This window comes from Saccharopolyspora hattusasensis, from assembly GCF_050972075.1.
Lineage (GTDB): Bacteria > Actinomycetota > Actinomycetes > Mycobacteriales > Pseudonocardiaceae > Saccharopolyspora > Saccharopolyspora hattusasensis.
The window spans coordinates 8170451-8188124 of record NZ_JBPCDC010000001.1; the positions used below are offsets into that span (position 1 = coordinate 8170451).

A 17674-nucleotide genomic window follows, 5' to 3' on the forward strand; every position below is an offset into this window, starting at 1 on the left:
AGCGGGAACCCCCTCCCGAACCCGGCGTACTGATCTCTCAGTACCGGGCTCTCCACGTGTCTTACTCGCTGGTTAGCCGCTGGTGGCAGCTGCTGGTTTCGGGGTCCATGGGGTCGGGATTTTGCTGCCGCGGTAGCGGTAGCGGGTCACCTTGACGCTGGATGCGCCGGTGAATACGACCCCGTTGTGGGCGAACCGCCATCCTTGGTCGCAAAAGCGACGTCGGAGCTGCTTCATTCCCAGCCCGGTCTTTCCGGCGTACTTGGCGCGCGTCCAGCGCATCAGCCGGTTCCACGTGTGGGAGTCGACCGCGCTGAACACTGCCTTGGATACGCCGTGCCGGAAGTAGTTCGCCCACCCCGTCAGGGACCGGTTCAAGCTGAGTATCAGCTCGTCCAGGCTCATGTGGCGGGTTGACCTGTATGTCTTGGCCGAAACTTTGTCCTTGATCGACTGGATCGCCTTCTTGGACGGTTTGGTATAGACATACTGCTTCATCGTGCCTCGCTTGCGCATCCTGCGGATGTCGAAACCGAGGAAGGTGAAGCCCTCGTCGATGTGGACCACGCCGGTCTTCTCCGGTGCCAGCCGTAGCCCGAGTAGGTCGAGCACGGCGGTCACCTCCTCGCGCAGGGCTTCGGCGTGGTGGCGGTCCCCAGCCACCAGCAGGACGAAATCGTCGCAGTAGCGGATGAGTCGCCAGCTTGCCTTGCCCTGTCTTTTGCGTGCTTTCCGTTGCCCGTCTGTCTCCATTTCCTGCCGCCATCGCTGGTCGAAATAATCGTCCAGCGCCGACAGGGCAATGTTGGCGAGTAACGGTGAAAGAATACCGCCTTGCGGGGTCCCGGTGAGTGTCTCTTCCCGATCTCCAAGTTCAGTGAATACCCCGGATTTCAGGAACGCTTTCACCAGCGCGCAGATACGCTTATCTTTGATCCTCATCCGGAGCCGGTCTATCAAAGCCGTATGCGAAATTTCGTCGAAACAGGCCTTGATGTCGGCCTCGAGAATCCACAGGTAACTGCTTCGTCCCGAGGTGAATTGATGGATCTCGGCGATAGCGTCTTGCGCGCGCCGGTTCGGGCGGAACCCATACGAGCACGGCTTGAAGTCCGCCTCGAAGATGGGTTCAAGCACCAGTTTCAGGCTTGCTTGTACCACGCGGTCGATGATGGTTGGAATACCTAGCTTCCGGAATTTTCCGGTCTTTCCCTTCGGTATCGTCACCTGTCGTACTTCGACCGGCCGGAAAGCGCCGGATTTCAGCGCGTCCCGGATCTGGCCCAGGAAAGCCTCGACCCCGATCCAGGTCTCGACGTGGGTTGCTGTCGCCCCGTCGATCCCTGCGGTCCGGGCACCTTTGTTCCTGGAGACACGTTCCCATGCGTGCACCAGAAACGCCGGGTCATAGACGAGGTTGAACAGGTCACCGAACCGGCGGGAGGAATCCTCTCCCGCCCAGCGGTGCAATTTGGTCTGCATCCTCCGTACCGCGAAATAAGCCGAATCAGGATCCGGCCACGTCACGGCGCTGGTATTCACCGGCGCGTCTTCGGGCATTGCTTCCCTTCCTTGACTGACACGCTGCCGCCCTTTCCCATGTACGCGGCTCTCCCGCGCTCGGAGTACTACGACGGCTCCGTCCCATCCACGCCTTCAGCCGGCGTCGCACCTATCCCCGCCCCAGCCTCCGTGGACGGGAGGAAGGCAGGGAACGTACGCGGATGGTTCCCACGTTCACTGTTGTCCGGTCGACGGGTTAGGCATCCGGCTCTACCCCTGCGGCATCGCCATCGGCTACGCCGTAGACAATTCACCGTGGCCTCCGGGCCCAGACTTCTGAGACCCAGCCCGGAGTTGCCCGCCCGCAAAAAAGCGGAACGGGTGCGCACCGCGAACCAGCCCGAATCCACCGGGTTAGAGCTGGCGGGCACTCAAGAGGCGTAACAACACCGGTTTCTCGCGTATACCTTCCCGTCTCGCTCACCGCGCCCGGCCCATCCGGCAGTGCTGAACCGACGCGACTTTGTCGAGGCTGCTCCTGCCCTCCCCGGCGACCCCCGGATCGGGCTGCCTCCAGCTTCACCCCACCGCTACGACGGCGAGGAGATGGACGGTCTCTCACCTCCATCCGAAAAAAACAACAGCGCCTCGTGGCGCACCAGAAACGTGCCCAGTGTCGAGGGCGCCCGGATCCCGTCGAACAACCGCGACATGCCACCGTGGCGGATCACACCCAGATCCTCGAACGAGTCCGCACCACAGGCCATCCCCGCCACGATCGAGGACACCTTCACACCGGGATTCGCCCCCGCCGACCCCACATCCGGCGACAATTTCACCGTCTGCTCAGCCAGATCAGCCACACCGACCTGCTCGGCCAGCCGCAATACCGGCACCAATCCCGCACACGACACGAGATTCGGATCATCGAACCTCACCGACACCGCGCCGGCACTATGCGATGCTTGCATCTAGCAGATGCCCTCTCATCCAGGAACCGATTGTCTCTCTTCCAAGAACAATCATCCCAGGCCAGAGGGCATCTGCCCCACCACGACACGACCCCGCCTGCACAAACTTTCACCACAACACCGGTGGATCCGGGTATAGCACCCAAAAACGCTCACGGGCACGGTCAGCCCGAGGGTGGCTGGTTGAGCCGCGCGTTCGCGAAGCTCGAAGCTTCGGGTCAGAGGTCGAGGACCAGACGCGGGCAGGCCGCGCGTGACACACAGATGAACATCGTATCGTTCCCGGCCTGCTCCTCCGGCGACAAGAGGCTGTCGCGATGGTCGATCGCCCCCTCCAGCACCCGTGTCTCGCAGGTCCCACAAGTTCCTTCCTGGCAGGAAGATGCCACGCTCACCCCGGCTTCCCTGACCACCTCGAGGATCGACGTCTCCGGAGGCACTTTGAGGGTCATGCCGCTCGCTGCCAACTCCACCTCGAATGTCCCTGACAACATCGGCTCGCCGCTCTCCTTGGGTGCGAACCGTTCTACATGCAGCGTGCCCGAGGGCCACTGCGCGCAACTGCGCTCTACTGCCTCAAGCAGTGGTTCGGGCCCGCAGCAGTAGATCAGCGTGTCGGGGCGGGGCTGCGCGAGAATGGACTTCAGATCGATCAACCCCACCTCGTCCTGGGCATAATAGGTGACTTGTGCGGCGTGACCGTTCTCGAGTTGGAGGGCATCGAGGGCGTCCAGGAAGGCCATGGACGCGCGGCTGCGACCACCGTAATGAAACTCCCACTCCGTTCCGGTCCGGGTAGCGGCGCGTGCCATGGGCAGTAACGGGGTCACGCCAATGCCTCCAGCGATGAACACGTAGCGCGCGGCGGGAAGGAGTTCGAAATTGTTCCGAGGGCCACGAACGTCGAGTTGGTCGCCTGCACGCACCTGGTCATGGAGAAAGGCGGAGCCGCCGCGCCCGTCAGGTTCGCGGAAGACGCCGATCTGCCATACCGACTGGTTGGCGGGATCGCCGCACAGCGAGTACTGCCGCACCATGTCACCGGGCATGAGGACATCGAGGTGCGCGCCGGGGGACCAGGCTGGTAAGGGCGAACCGGAGGGGTCCGCCAACTCCAGGATTACGACCCCTTCCGAGCCCGCTCTACGGCTGACTACGCGGAGCCGCAGATTCACGTCATCGTGGGTTCTGGGCACGAGAACTCCTAGTGGGAAAGCGCCGGTTTCCGCCGATAAGGAAGGCCGAGTAACTCGGGTGGAGCGACCTTTCGGCTGCTCAGTCGATCTTCAACCCGCCGTCTGGCTGGCGCTGTGGCGGTCTATTCTTCGGGCACGTCGACCAGCAGATCGTCGCCGTCCGCCGAGACGGGGTACGTCCGAATCGGCTCCATAGCGGGTAGGGCGGCCGCTTTCCCCGTGGTGACATCGAAGCGACCGAAGTGCCACGGGCACTCGATCTCACAGCCAAGCAGCTGGCCCTCGCTGAGCGACTCTTCTTCGTGACTGCATTGGTCATCGATGGCGAAAAGGCGCCCGTCGTCCGTGCGGACCACACATACTGCCCGCCCCGCTACGACCAGGCGACGCAGGCCGCCCGTCGGCAGATCTTCGCCCAATGGCACCCGGTGCAGACTCATCTCAGGCCCCCCGTCCGCTCAGGGTGAACTCGATGGGGTACTCATCCCACAGCCCGTTCATCCGGCCGAGTCGATCGTTCCTGAGCGCAGGGCGGTCCCGGTCACGGCGAACGCCCGCGGAGAACAGCGCCTTGAGGACCTGGACATGACTGCCGTTCACGCCGTCGCTGCCAATGACCACCGGCATGCCGTAACACATGTGGCGCCCGGCGCCGAACGCGACTCCATAGGGCGATACCCCGGCGGGAAATGGCCGACCCGGAATGAAGGCGTCGGCGTCGGGGCCGAACACGTCCGGATCGCGGTTGGCCGCCCCGATGTCCAGGGCGACGTGCTCACCCGCGGCAAGTTTCCTTCCCGACTTGAGGGTCACCGCTTCGGTCGCCGTCCGGTAGAACAGCGGGACGATGGGGTGGAGCCGCACCGCCTCGGCGACAGCCTGGGCGAGGAATTTCTCATCGACGAGAAGGTCGGCACGGTCGGGCTGTTGCTCGCCCCAGGTGAGGCACTCGTCGAGCGAATGGACCAGCGTGAAGGAGCTTGAGAAGGTCCCCGCGTTGATGAAGTCGGTAACCGCCTCACGTACCTGCAGCCCCTGGTCACCTGTCCACGCCGGGTCCAGATCGCGCGCCATGAGCGTGAGCAGGTCGTTGGGCAGGGCGGCTTCCGCTTCCGGAGTGGTGGCCGCATTGACGAGCTTGATGCGCCGTTCAAGCGCCGGCTCGAAGTATCGGGCACGGAACTCGTCCCGAGCCTCGTTCCCCCGAGCCATGACCGGTCGACGGTCGCCCTCCATGTACCAGGAACGCATCGCCTCCTGAATCGGATCGGAAGCTTGTCGCAGGGCTTCGGCGTCGTCGAGCGTGTCGACGCCGTCTAGCCCGATCAGGGCGGCCGCGAGTTGGAAGAATGCCACTCGGGCGAACAGGACCATGTCCGCGCGCGGCACGCCATCGTCGCTCGGGGTCTGGAGGACCCGCTGAAGGTTGCGTTGAATTGTTGGCATCAACACCTCCGAGCGGAAGCGCTGGTCACCCTGACCACGCAGCAGTCGGCCCATTACTCGTCGGCGCGCGCGATGCTCAGGCCCATCGATTTGACGCACCGTCCCCGCACGAAACTCCTCGGTGCCGTCGTGGAGGAAAGGCGCCATCGTCTGCGACCGGAATATCTCCTCGACATCGCGGAAACTCGCGATCGCGTCGATGGTGGTGGGATCTGACACCGCGTTGTGGTAGGGGCACGCGCTGGAACCAGTGGTGGTCATGGCTTCTCTCCTGTCTGCTACATGTCGTGATGCGACGAGGGCAACCGCTACCGGTACCTCATATTCGGGCGATTTCCATCGTCGACGCCGGGAAGAGTTCTTCGACGGCAGGGCGATCGGGAATGAGTCCCTGTTCGTGGGCGTAGCGCACGAACGTCTCGATAACGTGGCGATTAGGCCCGACCCCATACGGCCAGAAGTCGCGGGTGCCGAAGATCCGTTCGGTCTCTTCGGCCTCGGCCACCAGCCAGGGCAGCGAGCACTTGGCGGCCGCCGGCTCGAACACGTCGTGGAGCGCGATCGCCTTCGCCTCCTCGAACCCCTTCATGAGTGAGCGCGCGAGCCACGGGTGGGCATCAAGCACGTCCGCGCGGATGACCACGGTATGCATGATCGGGAAGATCCCGGTCCGCTGGTAGTAGGCCTGTTCTTCCTGCCGGTAGTCCGGAAAGAGGCGCTGAATATGCCCCGCACCGTTTCCGAACCCAGCCGGAGCGTGTGCTGTGTAGATTGCGTCGATCTCCCCGCGCTCCAAAAGCTCCGACAGCGTGTCGTCCGGTCCGATCGGCGACAGATCGATTCCTTCGGGCCGTCGCCGCAGGCTGTCCAGACGGCCCGGCTCGGTTAGTCCGCCCTGGTGGTAGCTCACCGCATCGATAGGAACGCCGTAGTCGTCGGCGAGCATTCCGCGAATCCACACGCCGGCCGTCTGTTGGTACTCCGGTACCCCGATGCTTTTGCCTACCAGGTCGGATGGTGCCTTGATGCCGCTGCGACCGTTCACGTAGATCGCGGAGTGGCGGAACATCCGGGACGGAAACGCGGGAATTGCGATCATGTGTCGCCGCTGAGTAAAGAAGGATCCGAGGTACCAGGCGAAGCTCATCTCGGACGCGTCAAATTCGGAGTGACGGAACATGCGGTGAAAGCTCTCAGGCACTTCCATTGGAATGTAGTTGAGGTCGACGCCCTCAACGCTGACGCGCCCGTCGATGAGTGCCCGTGTGCGGTCGTAGTCCCAACACGCTAGGTCAATGGGCAAACCCATGTTGTGCAACTCCTTACTGCGGACCCGGACAGGAACCCTCGGATGCGGAGGATGGTCAGCCGTACGGGACAGAAGGACGCAGACCCGCGGATATGATCACAAAGATGGACAAGGTTGTCCTGATCTGGTTCAGGTTGCGGTGGGCCACCGGTCGGCTGCCGATCGCGCTGTCTGAGGGCGGGGCAACGGTGCCGGTGCCTGCCACCACTGCTCGCTCGAGCGCGACGTCAGTTCCGAGTGGGTCACGGTCAGCGTTCATGAGGCTGTACTCTCCGGGGCCGTGAGCGGTGCCGACCTGGAGGCGGGCGGCACCGTCTGTTGCCTGCGACATTACGGCTTCGCCGGTGGTCAGTGACCAATCTTCTGCTCTCGGGAAGTTGGCCGGGCTCGGATCCGGGTTCAGTCCGTGGCACCGATCCCGCAGGCCCGTAGCTCGCGTTCGAGTTCGCGTCGGGTGTTGAGCATCAGCTCGATCGCGTTGCCCTCGAACAGTGAGCGGAAGCGCGTCCGTGGGGTGGCGACGGAGAATGCGGCCATCGCGGATGGGCGGTTGGCGATGACCACCATGCCGACGTCGGCGACGCCGGCTTCGGTCTGTTCGACGCTGAGTGCATGCCCATTGCGGCGGACGAGGTCGAGTTCGGCCAGGAGTGCGTGGTACGTCGGTTCGTCGAGGTGTTCGCCTGCGAGTTCGGAGTGGGTCCCGCGGTAGAGGCGGTGGAGGGTGGTGTGATCGAGCTCGGCGAGCAGGGCTTTGCCACCGGAGGTGTATCGGGCGGGCAGCACGGTGCCTTGGCGGTCGCCGACCCGAAGGATGTTGTTGGCCTCGATGCTGAGCAGGAACCGGACTCGGGTGCGGCTGCGAATCATGAGGTTGACTGTTTCGTCCAGGCGATGGGAGAGCAGCTCCAGGTGTGGCGCGGCCAGGTCGCGTAGTTGTTTCGCCCAACTGAGTCCGGCTGGCCCGTTGCCCATGCCTTGTCCGGGCAGGTAGGCACGGTGTTCGTCCTGGGTGGCGAAGCCACGGTAGACGAGCATGGATAGCAGCCGGTGGGCTGTGGACTGCGCTACACCAAGCTCTTGTGCGGCGTCCTTGAGCTGCAGCCGGCCCTCGTCGCGCAGCAGCTGCAGCAGCCGCAGGGCATTGTCGACCGAGGCGATCAGGTACGCCGGCCGCTGTTGGAGCTGACCACCGACGACCTGGTGGAACGAGATCGCCATGGCCGCGGGCGGTGTCGTGCTGGGCCGGCTGTGGGCGTCGACTTTCGGCGGGTGGGCGGTCGGCATCCTGATCACTACCTTCCTCGAGTCGTCCGCTGGAATCGTGGGCATGGCTGACCAACCGGCTCACGATGGCCTTCTTCACAGCCTGGACCACGGCGTCATAGTTGGGAAATGCCGAGGTGACGGTGTCCCATAGCCGTTCGGCTATAGCTCTCCTGCATCGACGTATGCCTGAACAGGCATGTCTTCCGACGAAGCACGCATTGGACGGCTATGGGCGCCGGCGTGACGATGTGTCGGAGCGATCCTGCGACATGGACACGGAGCGCGGTGATGGCGACGGTGGCCCTCGATGAGACGGGAGCCCGTGAACTGCATGACCGAGCTGGCGTCGTTCTGCCACGACGGGCGCAAGTACCTGATATTCACTTTTGCGACGGCCGAATTCGCCGCGCGGCACGGCTAGCAGGCGCAGCTCGGCCGACTGAGTCGAGGAAAGCACCTGACCTCTGCCGATTCGGACAGACTTGATGCCTTTTCGGCCTTTCGTTCAGGCATGGTCAAGAAACGGAAAGTGTGGGCACATGGCGACACACGAACTGCGGTGGATCCGCAACTTCGTCAATGGAAGCTTCGTCGAGCCCGACGTCACGCGTGGCTTCGACAACGTCGACCCGGCTACTGGGCGGGTATTCGCTCGCGTGGATGAGGCTGACTGGTCCCTGGTGGATAGTGCCGTTCGATCCGCCCGGCGGGCACTGCACGGGGGCTGGGCCGACGCCCCGGTGCGAGAACGGACCGCCCTGCTGCGCCGGGTGGCGGATCGGATTGAGGAACGTTTCGACGAGTTCGTGGCGGCCGAGGTCGCCGACACCGGCAAGCCGATCGTCCAGGCACGGGAGATGGATGTGGCGCGGGCGGTGGCAAACTTCCGCACCTTCGCCGACGTGGTCGCCGCGGCGGGCCAGGAGTCCTTCCTCACCGACCTCCCCGGCGGCCGGCGGGCGCTCAACTATGCGGTGCGCAAGCCGCTCGGCGTGGTCGCGGTGATCGTTCCGTGGAACCTGCCGCTGCTCCTCCTCACTTGGAAAGTCGCGCCCGCGCTGGCCTGCGGCAACGCGGTGGTGGTCAAGCCCAGTGAAGAGACGCCGTCGACGGCGAGCCTGCTGGCCGAAGTGCTGGCCGAGGTCGGGCTGCCTGCCGGCGCCTACAACGTCGTGCATGGGTTCGGGGCTGGATCCGCGGGAGAGTTCCTGACCGCGCACCCCGGAATCGACGGTGTGACTTTCACCGGCTCCTCCGCGACCGGCGCGCGGGTCATGACGACGGTGGCGTCGCGAGTGCGCTCGGTCTCCTTCGAACTCGGCGGCAAGAACGCGGCGATCGTGTTCGACGATGTCGACCTGGAAGAGGCGTTGACCGGGCTGACCAGGTCGGTGTTCACCAATACCGGACAAGTGTGCCTGTGCACCGAGCGGGTCTATGTCCAACGGCGGATCTTCGACGAGGTGGCCGCCGCTCTGGTGGACCGGGCGCGGGGTCTCCTGCTTGGCGACCCGAGCGACGAACGCACCACGACTGGACCGCTGATCTCCCAGGCACAAAGGGACAAGGTGCGCGAGTACTTCACCTTGGCCGAGCAGGCCGGAGCCACCGTGCTCACCGGTGGGGGAGTACCGAACCTTGGCTCGGCGCTTGACGGCGGCTCGTGGATTGAGCCAACGCTGTGGACCGGACTGTCAAGCGCGGACCGCCCGATGCGTGAGGAGATCTTCGGTCCGGTTGCCGCTCTCATGCCATTCGACACGGAGGAGGAGGCAATCTCGCTGGCGAATGACACCGAGTACGGCTTGGCCTCCTCGGTGTGGACCAATGACCTGCGCCGAGGTCACCGAGTGGCCCAGCGCATGAATGTCGGCATGTCCTGGGTCAACGCTTGGTTCCTCCGCGATCTGCGTTCGCCCTTCGGCGGCGTCGGGCTGTCGGGCATCGGCCGGGAGGGCGGCGAATCGTCCCTCCATTTCTACACCGAGCCCACGAACGTGTGCGTCCCAGTATGACCACGGTCAGCAGCCGCCGGAAGGTCGCTATGCGCGGGGATTTGATCGCCGACGTCGCACTCGGTCTCGCCCCGCAGCCGGAGGTCACCTACCGGCGTGGGTGCGACTGCCGGCCGGGACGAGCCGGCGCCGACACACGTCGTCCATTGTGGACCGGGAAGTGGTCTGGTCGACGGCGGCGATCCCGGTGGTTCCGGACACGTCGATGCAGCGGTCGCCGGGCTAGCGCCTGTCATCGAAGGGAGTCACAGTGCACGCGTCACGCGTAATCGAGGGGCGGGCGCGGCCACGTGGCCGCTTCCCGCACGTGAAGGTCGTCGGCGACCTGGTCTTCGTGTCCGGGACGAGCTCACGTCGGCCGGATAACACGCTCGCCGGCGCCGAGGTCGACGAGCTGGGCACGACGAATCTGGACATCCGCGTTCAGACCCGGGCGGTAATCGAAAATATCCGCGCGATCCTCTCAGAGGTCGGCGCGGGGCTCGACGACCTCGTCCAAATCACCACGTTCCTGGTGTCAATGAACGACTTCGGCGGCTACAACGAGGTCTACGGCGAGTACTTCGACGAAACCGGGCCGACCCGGACGACCGTCGCGGTGCACCAGCTGCCGCACCCGCACCTGCTCATCGAGATCCAGGCGATAGCCCATGTGCGACATCACGACCGGCCTTAGGCCCGTGTTCGACCGATCAACCACTGACCCAGCGTCCGCCGGCGGGCCGGCGGGACGTCCGCTCCACGGAGGTGCCAGATGACCGAGATTCCACCAGTGATCGACTTTCAGGGCTGGATCGAAGAACACGAACACCTGCTCAAGCCGCCGGTGAACAACCGGACGATGGCGCTGGGCAAGGACTTCATCGTGCAGATCGTCGGTGGGCCCAACCAGCGCACCGACTACCACCTCGACCCCTACGAGGAGTGGTTCTACCAGCTCAAGGGAGACATCCACGTCAACCTGATGACGGAGCACGGGCGGCAGACCGTGCATATCAAGCAGGGGCAGGTCTGGTTGCTGCCCGGCAACATCCCGCACTCCCCGCAGCGCCCTGACCCGGAGTCCATTGGTCTGGTCATTGAAAGGGTCCGCGAAGAAGGCACGCTGGAGAAGTTCCAGTGGTACTGCGAGGACTGCGCTGCGCTGGTCTACGAGACCGAACTCCAGGTGCGCGACATCGTCCAGGATCTGCCGCCGGTGTTCGCCCGGTTCTACGCCGATGAGCAGGCTCGGACATGCCCGAAGTGCAGCGCCCTGCACCCCGGGGTGGGATGACATGGACGGGTTGATCGACGTCCATTCCCATTATGTCCCGCGCGGCTGGCCGGACCTGACCGCGGACGGCGGCGCCGAGGCGCCCTGGCTGAAGGTCGAGTCCGAGCTGGACGCGGTGGTCATGATGGGCACCCGCGAGTTCCGGCGCGTCCAGGCGAACTGCTGGGACGCCGAGACCCGGCTGGCCGACATGGACTCCGACGGCGTCCAGCTCCAGGTGGTGTCCCCGACTCCGGCGTTCTTCAACTACGGGCGCACGGCCGAGCAGGCGGGACGGATCGCCCGGGTGTTCAACGACCTGGCGCTCGAGATCGTCGCGCCCGCGCCGGACCGGCTCCTCCCGTTCTGCCAGGTTCCGCTGCAGGACCCCGATCTGGCCTGCCGCGAGCTCGAACGGTGCATCGCTAACGGACATCGCGGGGTGGAAATCGGGAACCACATCGGTGATCGCGACCTGGACAGCGCGGGCGTGGTGACCTTCCTCCAACACTGCGCGGCGTTGGACACGCCGGTGTTCGTGCACCCGTGGGACATGCCGAACTCGCCACGGCTGGACCGGTGGATGGCGCGCTGGCTCACCGGGATGCCCGCGGAAACGCACCTGTCGATCCTCGCGCTGATCCTGGGAGGTGCTTTCGACCGGATCGATGAGCGCCTGAAGATTTGTTTCGCACACGGCGGCGGCTCGTTCGCCTTCTGGCTCGGCCGCATGGAGAACGCCTGGCACGGTCGGCACGACGTCATCGGCACGTCGGAATTCCCGCCCTCCAACTACATCGGGCGCTTCCACGTCGACTCGGTGGTCTTCGACGAGCGCGCCCTGCGGCTGCTCGTCGACACCGTTGGTGCCGACCGCATCCTGATCGGCAGCGATTACCCCTACCCCCTGGGGGAACGCCCCGTCGGCGAGGTCGTGCGCAAAAGCGACTTCCTAGACGACACTGCACGGCACTTGATCGGCCGCGCCAACGCCGAGCGCTTCCTCGGCCTGACCTGACCGGAAAATAGCCACCGTCAGTGGGCAGGCGGCAGCTTCCCGGCGTCGGCCGGGAAGCTTGGTCCTCGATGTGAAGGCTTGCTGTCAGGCGGCTTGGCTGAGGCTGACGGTGTAGCCGAGGGCTTGCAGCTGCCGGATGTGGCTGCGGGCTTTTTTCTCTTTGTCGATGCGGGTGGTGTGGTAGTCGGATCCGAGGTCGTGGTAGCGGGCGGTGGGATCGGCGAGTAGATGCCAGACGATGATCAGGATGGATCTGGCGATGGCGACGAGCGCTTTGAGTTTGCTGGTGCGTTTGACTAGCCGCCGGTAGCGTTCTCCGAGGAAGGTGTTGGTTCGAACAACCGAGGCGGCAGCTTGGCCGAGAATCCCTTTCAGGTAGGGGTTACCCTTGCCGGTTTTGCCGCTGCTGGTTTTCGAGCCTGACTGGATGGTCCGGGGGGTCAGTTTGGCCCAGGACGCCAGATGATCGGCGGTGGGGAATCGGCTCATATCCAGCCCGATCTCGGCGATGATCGCTTGGGCGGCGTCGGTTCCGATTCCGGTGATCTCGTCCAGCCGCGCCACCGCGGGCAGGATTGCTGCGCCTTCGCCGGTGCCCGCGTTCGGGCCGGTGGTTCCGTCGGCGTCAACACCCTGGGCGGCAGGGATGGTAGCGATCAGCTGCTCGATCCGGGTCGTGAGCGCATCGATCTGACCGGTCAGCGCATCGATCTGGTCCAGCAGCATCCGGGCCAGCTCGGCGTGGTGATGGTCGAACCGGCCGGACAGTGCTTCGACCAGCTCGGTGCGTTTGGCACGCATCCTGCCCCGGGCCAGACCAGCAAGCTTGCGCGGGTCACGCTCACCGGCGATAAGCGCCTGCACCATGTCGCGGGCAGACCGTGTGTCCAGGGAGCTGGCCACACTCGAGACCTTGATCAGCGCGTCCTCGAGCAGCTTCTCCAGCCGGTTGTAGTACCGAGTACGGTCATGGGTCAGATCGATCCGCATCCTCGTGTAATCCCGTGTTGTCCGGCGTTCTGGATGAGGACGTGGAGCCCTGTCGGCGGCATTGACGGTGAGCACGCCCAAGAGCTTCGTCCCCGGCGGCAGAATGAACACCACGCGCGCCCGCCCAGCACAGGGCTGACCGCTCCTGATCCGTCATGTTCACCGTGACGGCAGCACATCGCCTGGCCGTCCGTCGACTATGGACGATCCAGGACCACGATCAGCAACGCGAACTGGCCCCTGGACCGCCGCAAGCGTGATAGGCATGCTGGACCACTGTGCGAGGAGCCCGCCGCCGTGATCATCGTGCTGGACGTCGAGCAGGCCGAGGTCGACCTGCACGCCGGTGCGCTGAGCTGTCCACACTGCTCGGCGGTGCTACGACCGTGGTCCTCCGCGTCGGCCCGACAGATCCGGCAGCTCGACGGTTCGCACCGCCTGGTGCGACCGCGCCGGGCACGCTGTTCGGGTTGCCGGGCCACCCAGGTGCTCATGCCGGCCTGGTGCCTGCCCCGGCGGGCGGACGCGGCCGAGGTCATCGGCGCGGCGCTGGTCGCGAAGGCGCGTGGGCAGGGTTACCGCTCGATCGCGCGTGAGCTGGGCCGCCCGGTCTCCACGGTGCGGCACTGGCTGCGCGGCGTCCGGGGCGATCAGGTGGAGTGGCTGCGGTGTCAAGGTGTGCAGCGGACGTTCGAGCTGGACCAGGACCTGCTGGTGGACCTCGTGGTGCAGGCCACGGCGTTGGGCGACGCGCTGTGCGCGTTGGCTGCGGCCGTGCTGGCCTGGCGGCGCCGTTTCGCCCGACCTGTCCAGGCGTGGACGCTGATCGGGGTTTTCACCGCTGGTCGCCTGCTCGCTCCACCATGATCAACACGGACATGTCGTGGGATCAGTGTGTCCGCAGTTGGTCACCGGCACGGAGGGCGAGGGCCGGCACGATGAGCATGACGGCGTCACCGTGAGCACGAACGGTGCCCTGTTCGTGTTCATCTACAGCGCCGCCGTCATGTTCATTTTGAATGCCGGGCATTCTCTGGGGTTTGGCGCCGTGGTGGAGGTTGAGTCCTCCGCGTTTGCGCTGCTCAGAGGCTGATGTGGTTGAAGTTATCGGTGCAACAGGTGTGGCGCAAGTGGCTGGTGGGGGTTTTCAGCTGTTGGTGTTCGGGGCGTTGATGCGGGCCATCAGCTCGCGGTTGGCGGCGCGGGCGGCGGTGAGGTCCTGGTCGCGTTCCTCGAGCTGGAGGCGCAGATCGGTGACCTGTTGTTCTAAGTGGACGATCCGCTGGTTGAGCTGGTCGATGTCGTCGGGGGCGCCGAGCCCGGACTCGCGCCAGGCTTGCTCGCCGAGGAGCGCGGACAGCCGGGTCTCCAGGTGTTGGGCGCGTGCGGCCATGCGGGCGCAGCGTTGCTGGGCGGCCAACAGGTCGGCCTGCAGGGATGCCCGGCTGACCGCGGGTGCGCCGGCCGCGGTGTTCGGTGGCTGGGCGTCGGCAGCGTGGAGTTGTTCGAGCAGGTCGCGGTGGCGGTAGAGAAAGCTGCGGTCGACCCCGCTGGCGCGCGCGATTGCGCTGACGGTGATCTGATCGCCGTTGGCGACCGCGGTGTGGAGGGCTGTGAGGACGCGCTGGCGGCGTCGGCCGGAGTCCGCTCGTCGTCCTTCGACCATCGCCCTGGCCGTGTCTCGACGATCTGTGTGGTTGGTGGTCACGCGGTGCGCTCCGGGCGGAGGTCGGGCAGGGCTTGGCGGATGCGGGGCATGCCCAGCATCACGGCGCGGTGGCGGCGCACTACCGTGACTGCCTGCTCGAGGTGTTCGCGTTCGGTGGCGGTGAGCTCGTCGAGCCCGGTGGTGATCCGTGCGATGAGCCGCCGGATCCGGCCGATCTCGTCGTCGGAGGGCATGGTCTCGGCGCGCGCCCAGTCGTCGATGTCGCTGGCAGCGAGCACGCGTTCCCGGTTGCGCAGCAGGTCGTCGAGGTATGCCTGCAGGTCCGGCAGGTAGGAGACGTCGGTGCGGAAGTGGTCGCAGCCGGCGCAGCGGAACCGGAACGGGCAGGACTGGCCGCCGGCTTTGACGTTGGAGGGCTCGGCGCAGATCCCGAACGGGACGGCGACCTCCCCGATCGCGCGGCGAGCGCGTTCGGAGTCCAGCAGTTGCTGCGCCTGCCGCCAGATCCGGTTGCCGTGCCGGTCGAACTGCATCGTGGCGACCCGGTCGACGGCCTCGCGGCGGCGCGCGCCGCCGACACGGTAGTAGCCTTTCGTCGTGTTGAGGCTGACATGGTTGAGCAAAGACCCCAGCACATCGATCGGGACACCGGCGTCGGCGTGCCGCTGAGCATACGAATGACGGTAGGCATAGGGCACGATCCGGGCTTTGTCGTACTCGGTGCCATCGGTCCGCAGCAGTGACGGCAGGCTGTCGATCCAGGCGCGGTGCCGGGCACCCAACTGATTTTCGGTGATCGCGCGCCGGCCGTGTGGGTTGGCATAGGCAGCGGGCAACAGCTTCAGTTCCGCCAGCATGGTATCGGGGAACCGGGTGCGGACATGGTCTTTCTGCTCGCTGATCAAGTCCGCGGTCGCTTGCGCGATCGGCAGCCGCCGACCGAGCCGGGCGTTCTTGTGGTTGTCGTAGACCAGCACGGGTAGCCGGTCCTCGTCGTATTCCAGACAGTCCCACGGCAACGCGCAAATCTCGTCCGGTCGCCGGCCGGTGTCCATGATCAGTTCCACTGCGACGCGGATTTCCCGGCAGGAAATGGAATGCTCCAGTGCCGGCAGGTGATCACAGAGCTGCCGCAGGATCTCCGCGGGGAGGTCCCGGTTCGGCTCGGGATCCTCGGGCTTTTGCGGAATATCGCTGGTGACGAGGGCGAAATCATCACCCAGACCAGCGGCCGGGCCGCCGGCGCGGGTCAACCCGAGCGCCCGAAATCGCACCAGCAGCTGCCTGACCTCGCGGCATCGGCGCGTGCGGGCGTCAGTGGACAGTTGCCCTTCAGCGGCGAGGAAAGCCATCCGTTGCAGGAAGGCGTCGATATCGCCGCGTCCCAGCACCGCCGGGTCGTTGCCGTGATCGGTGCGTGTGGCCCGCAGGCTCTCGGACAAGCTGGCCAGGCTGGTCAGGTAGTGATGCGCCGGCCCGGCAGCGTTCTTGCCGCGGCGTCTCGGCAAATCGTCGGCTGCCCACCGCTTGGCCGCCTCGCGCAACCATGCCTGGCTGATCTGGGTGAAGGTCAGACGCCCAGGCAACCCGAACACGGCCAGGTCCCACACATCCTTGACTCGTTCGGTCTCGGGAGTGCGGAAAGCGCGTTGAACATGGCGCACAAAGCAGCGCAGCACCTTGTGCTGATCACCGCGACCATTAAGGTCGCTGCCTGCGAGGGAGACCGGTTGTTCACGCCGCAACTCCCACGCGATCTGACGGAGTCTGGCGGTGCCGGTGAGCGCGCCGTCGCGGGTCCGCTGCTGCAGTCCATAAAGGACCTCCGCGACCACGAGGGCCGGAATGCCGTGCAGGCTGACCTGGCCGGCCCCCTCGATGGCCGGTTCGATCCGGCGCCACCGTCGCTCATCGAAGCCCGGATCGGTGCGGCGCTGATCTCGCCACCGCTCGTCGTGAGCCCGGCAGTAGCGCCGGTTCCTGCGAGCACGGCCACATGCCTCCACCTGGCACAACCGGCCCGGCTGCAGCGGGACAACACCCTCCACCGCGCCCCCGCCCTGGTGATCCTCCGGGCTGGCCATGCTGGTCCGGCACATGCCGCACGTCCGATCGTGGCCATAGACCTGATTGCCGCACCCTTGCGTCTGACACATCCGCCAGCCCAGCTGAGGATGCTCCGACGGCAGCGACAACACCCGCGTCACCGCATCCCACCCGGCCTCGGCCAGGAAAGCCGGATCGATCATCCCAACCAACCGAGCCACCGTGGGCCCGACGTCGCACCCCGCACCGAGCACATGCGCCGCGTCTGCGGGAACAGCCACGGCTATGCTCGACGGCGGCACCGACCTCACCGTCGTAACCGCGTTCACCGCAGGGCTCCCGGCTGCACACGCGGGCTGGGCACACGCTCGACGGCCTCCCGCAGCCGACCCGGGTCGGGATGCAGGTACACCTGCGACGAGGACACCGCGGCATGCCCCAACAGCTCGGCGATCTCGTCCAGGCGGCCGCCGGCGTCGGCGACATTGCTCCCGAACGCGTGCCGGAGCTGGTGCGGCCGGACCGGCTGGTCCAGCCCGGCCCGCCGTGAGCAGGCGGCCATCAACTCGTTGATCGCGTCCGGGCGCATCGGCGCGCCGAGCGGCTCACGGAACAGGTTGACAAACACGAGATCATTGTCTGCGGCTTGCGGCACCTCCATCCGCTCGAACTCGTAGACGTCAAACGCCTGCACAACAAGGAAATCCAGCGGCACCACCCGCTCGCGGCGGGACTTGGCCCACGCCCCGTTCGGGTTCTCGCGGCGCACCACATGCAGATGCGCCCGGGCCACCTTGCACCCCAACAACCGCGAATCCGGCAGCAGATGCACATCGCCGCGGCGCAACCCGCACACCTCGCCAATCCGCATCCCTTCTCCCGGGTTCCTGACCCTGTTGCATGATGTCGCCTGAACCGGGTGATCTTGCTGGTGGTGCGGCGGTTCTCCGTGGGTGTGGTGCTCGTGGCTGGTAGTCGTTCACGACA

17 protein-coding genes are annotated in these 17674 nt (G+C 65.7%); 6 read left to right on the plus strand and 11 right to left on the minus strand.

Going from position 1 to position 17674, the window contains the following annotated elements:
• Positions 1–72: 72 nt before the first annotated feature.
• The 7 genes from ltrA to ACRXBZ_RS38625 all read right to left on the minus strand — a co-directional run bounded on the left by ltrA (position 73) and on the right by ACRXBZ_RS38625 (position 7712).
• Positions 73–1560 (minus strand): group II intron reverse transcriptase/maturase, encoded by a 1488-nt coding sequence (gene ltrA, locus ACRXBZ_RS38595; protein ID WP_433883291.1) that lies wholly within the window; start codon positions 1558–1560, stop codon positions 73–75.
• 533 nt (positions 1561–2093) lie between these two features.
• Positions 2094–2390 (minus strand): hypothetical protein, encoded by a 297-nt coding sequence (locus tag ACRXBZ_RS38600; RefSeq protein ID WP_433883292.1) that lies wholly within the window; start codon positions 2388–2390, stop codon positions 2094–2096.
• 302 nt (positions 2391–2692) lie between these two features.
• Entirely contained in the window at positions 2693–3523 is an 831-nt protein-coding gene (locus ACRXBZ_RS38605) for a PDR/VanB family oxidoreductase (RefSeq protein WP_433883293.1), read from the minus strand.
• Positions 3524–3792: 269 nt separating this feature from the next.
• Entirely contained in the window at positions 3793–4110 is a 318-nt protein-coding gene (locus ACRXBZ_RS38610) for a non-heme iron oxygenase ferredoxin subunit (RefSeq protein WP_433883294.1), read from the minus strand.
• A gap of 1 nt (position 4111) precedes the next feature.
• The gene (locus ACRXBZ_RS38615) at positions 4112–5377 is read right to left on the minus strand and encodes a cytochrome P450 (RefSeq protein ID WP_433883295.1); all 1266 of its coding nucleotides are present in this window, start codon (positions 5375–5377) and stop codon (positions 4112–4114) included.
• A gap of 58 nt (positions 5378–5435) precedes the next feature.
• A complete protein-coding gene (locus tag ACRXBZ_RS38620) occupies positions 5436–6425 on the minus strand; it encodes a substrate-binding domain-containing protein (protein WP_433883296.1) in 990 nt (329 codons plus the stop codon).
• A gap of 399 nt (positions 6426–6824) precedes the next feature.
• Positions 6825–7712: an IclR family transcriptional regulator gene (locus ACRXBZ_RS38625; protein ID WP_433883297.1), complete on the minus strand. Its 888-nt coding sequence runs from the start codon at positions 7710–7712 to the stop codon at positions 6825–6827.
• A 521-nt stretch (positions 7713–8233) separates the two neighbouring features.
• Between ACRXBZ_RS38625 and ACRXBZ_RS38630 the strand changes: the two genes are divergently transcribed.
• The 4 genes from ACRXBZ_RS38630 to ACRXBZ_RS38645 all read left to right on the plus strand — a co-directional run bounded on the left by ACRXBZ_RS38630 (position 8234) and on the right by ACRXBZ_RS38645 (position 11982).
• Entirely contained in the window at positions 8234–9709 is a 1476-nt protein-coding gene (locus ACRXBZ_RS38630) for a 2-hydroxymuconic semialdehyde dehydrogenase (protein ID WP_433883298.1), read from the plus strand.
• A 250-nt stretch (positions 9710–9959) separates the two neighbouring features.
• Positions 9960–10385 carry a RidA family protein gene (locus ACRXBZ_RS38635; protein ID WP_433883299.1) on the plus strand — a complete coding sequence of 142 codons (426 nt, stop codon included), beginning with the start codon at positions 9960–9962 and terminating at the stop codon, positions 10383–10385.
• 78 nt (positions 10386–10463) lie between these two features.
• Positions 10464–10985: a 3-hydroxyanthranilate 3,4-dioxygenase gene (locus tag ACRXBZ_RS38640; protein WP_433883300.1), complete on the plus strand. Its 522-nt coding sequence runs from the start codon at positions 10464–10466 to the stop codon at positions 10983–10985.
• Position 10986: 1 nt separating this feature from the next.
• Positions 10987–11982 carry an amidohydrolase family protein gene (locus ACRXBZ_RS38645; protein WP_433883301.1) on the plus strand — a complete coding sequence of 332 codons (996 nt, stop codon included), beginning with the start codon at positions 10987–10989 and terminating at the stop codon, positions 11980–11982.
• Between the two features lie 84 nt (positions 11983–12066).
• Here the strand turns inward: ACRXBZ_RS38645 and ACRXBZ_RS38650 are convergent, their stop codons facing one another.
• Positions 12067–13047 (minus strand): IS110 family RNA-guided transposase, encoded by a 981-nt coding sequence (locus ACRXBZ_RS38650; protein WP_433884103.1) that lies wholly within the window; start codon positions 13045–13047, stop codon positions 12067–12069.
• Positions 13048–13269: 222 nt separating this feature from the next.
• Here ACRXBZ_RS38650 and ACRXBZ_RS38655 point away from each other — a divergent pair, with 222 nt between their 5' ends.
• A complete protein-coding gene (locus tag ACRXBZ_RS38655) occupies positions 13270–13839 on the plus strand; it encodes a DUF6431 domain-containing protein (RefSeq protein ID WP_433878551.1) in 570 nt (189 codons plus the stop codon).
• Positions 13840–13876: 37 nt separating this feature from the next.
• Complete coding sequence (locus ACRXBZ_RS38660) at positions 13877–14065, plus strand: hypothetical protein (RefSeq protein WP_433883302.1); 189 nt, start codon at positions 13877–13879, stop codon at positions 14063–14065.
• A 54-nt stretch (positions 14066–14119) separates the two neighbouring features.
• On the opposite strand, the gene ACRXBZ_RS38665 is transcribed toward ACRXBZ_RS38660, so the two are convergent.
• Genes ACRXBZ_RS38665 through ACRXBZ_RS38675 form a run of 3 tightly spaced genes read right to left on the minus strand, consistent with a single transcriptional unit; the run spans position 14120 to position 17558 of the window.
• The gene (locus tag ACRXBZ_RS38665; protein WP_433878553.1) at positions 14120–14680 is read right to left on the minus strand and encodes a DUF6262 family protein; all 561 of its coding nucleotides are present in this window, start codon (positions 14678–14680) and stop codon (positions 14120–14122) included.
• Positions 14677–16968, minus strand: coding sequence for a tyrosine-type recombinase/integrase (locus ACRXBZ_RS38670; protein ID WP_433883303.1), 2292 nt, complete (start codon positions 16966–16968; stop codon positions 14677–14679). The genes ACRXBZ_RS38665 and ACRXBZ_RS38670 overlap by 4 nt, the downstream gene beginning before the upstream one ends.
• Before the next feature lie 44 nt (positions 16969–17012).
• Positions 17013–17558 (minus strand): tyrosine-type recombinase/integrase, encoded by a 546-nt coding sequence (locus ACRXBZ_RS38675; protein WP_433883304.1) that lies wholly within the window; start codon positions 17556–17558, stop codon positions 17013–17015.
• Positions 17559–17674 lie beyond the last annotated feature (116 nt).

Coding starts and splice junctions, on each gene's coding strand:
- ltrA (WP_433883291.1), bottom strand. CDS start 1,560: ATGCCCGAAGACGCGCCGGTGAATACCAGCGCCGTGACGTGGCCGGAT.
- ACRXBZ_RS38605 (WP_433883293.1), bottom strand. CDS start 3,523: ATGCCCGGTGACATGGTGCGGCAGTACTCGCTGTGCGGCGATCCCGCC.
- ACRXBZ_RS38610 (WP_433883294.1), bottom strand. CDS start 4,110: ATGAGTCTGCACCGGGTGCCATTGGGCGAAGATCTGCCGACGGGCGGC.
- ACRXBZ_RS38615 (WP_433883295.1), bottom strand. CDS start 5,377: ATGACCACCACTGGTTCCAGCGCGTGCCCCTACCACAACGCGGTGTCA.
- ACRXBZ_RS38620 (WP_433883296.1), bottom strand. CDS start 6,425: ATGGGTTTGCCCATTGACCTAGCGTGTTGGGACTACGACCGCACACGG.
- ACRXBZ_RS38625 (WP_433883297.1), bottom strand. CDS start 7,712: ATGCCGACCGCCCACCCGCCGAAAGTCGACGCCCACAGCCGGCCCAGC.
- ACRXBZ_RS38630 (WP_433883298.1), top strand. CDS start 8,234: ATGGCGACACACGAACTGCGGTGGATCCGCAACTTCGTCAATGGAAGC.
- ACRXBZ_RS38640 (WP_433883300.1), top strand. CDS start 10,464: ATGACCGAGATTCCACCAGTGATCGACTTTCAGGGCTGGATCGAAGAA.
- ACRXBZ_RS38645 (WP_433883301.1), top strand. CDS start 10,987: ATGGACGGGTTGATCGACGTCCATTCCCATTATGTCCCGCGCGGCTGG.
- ACRXBZ_RS38675 (WP_433883304.1), bottom strand. CDS start 17,558: ATGCGGATTGGCGAGGTGTGCGGGTTGCGCCGCGGCGATGTGCATCTG.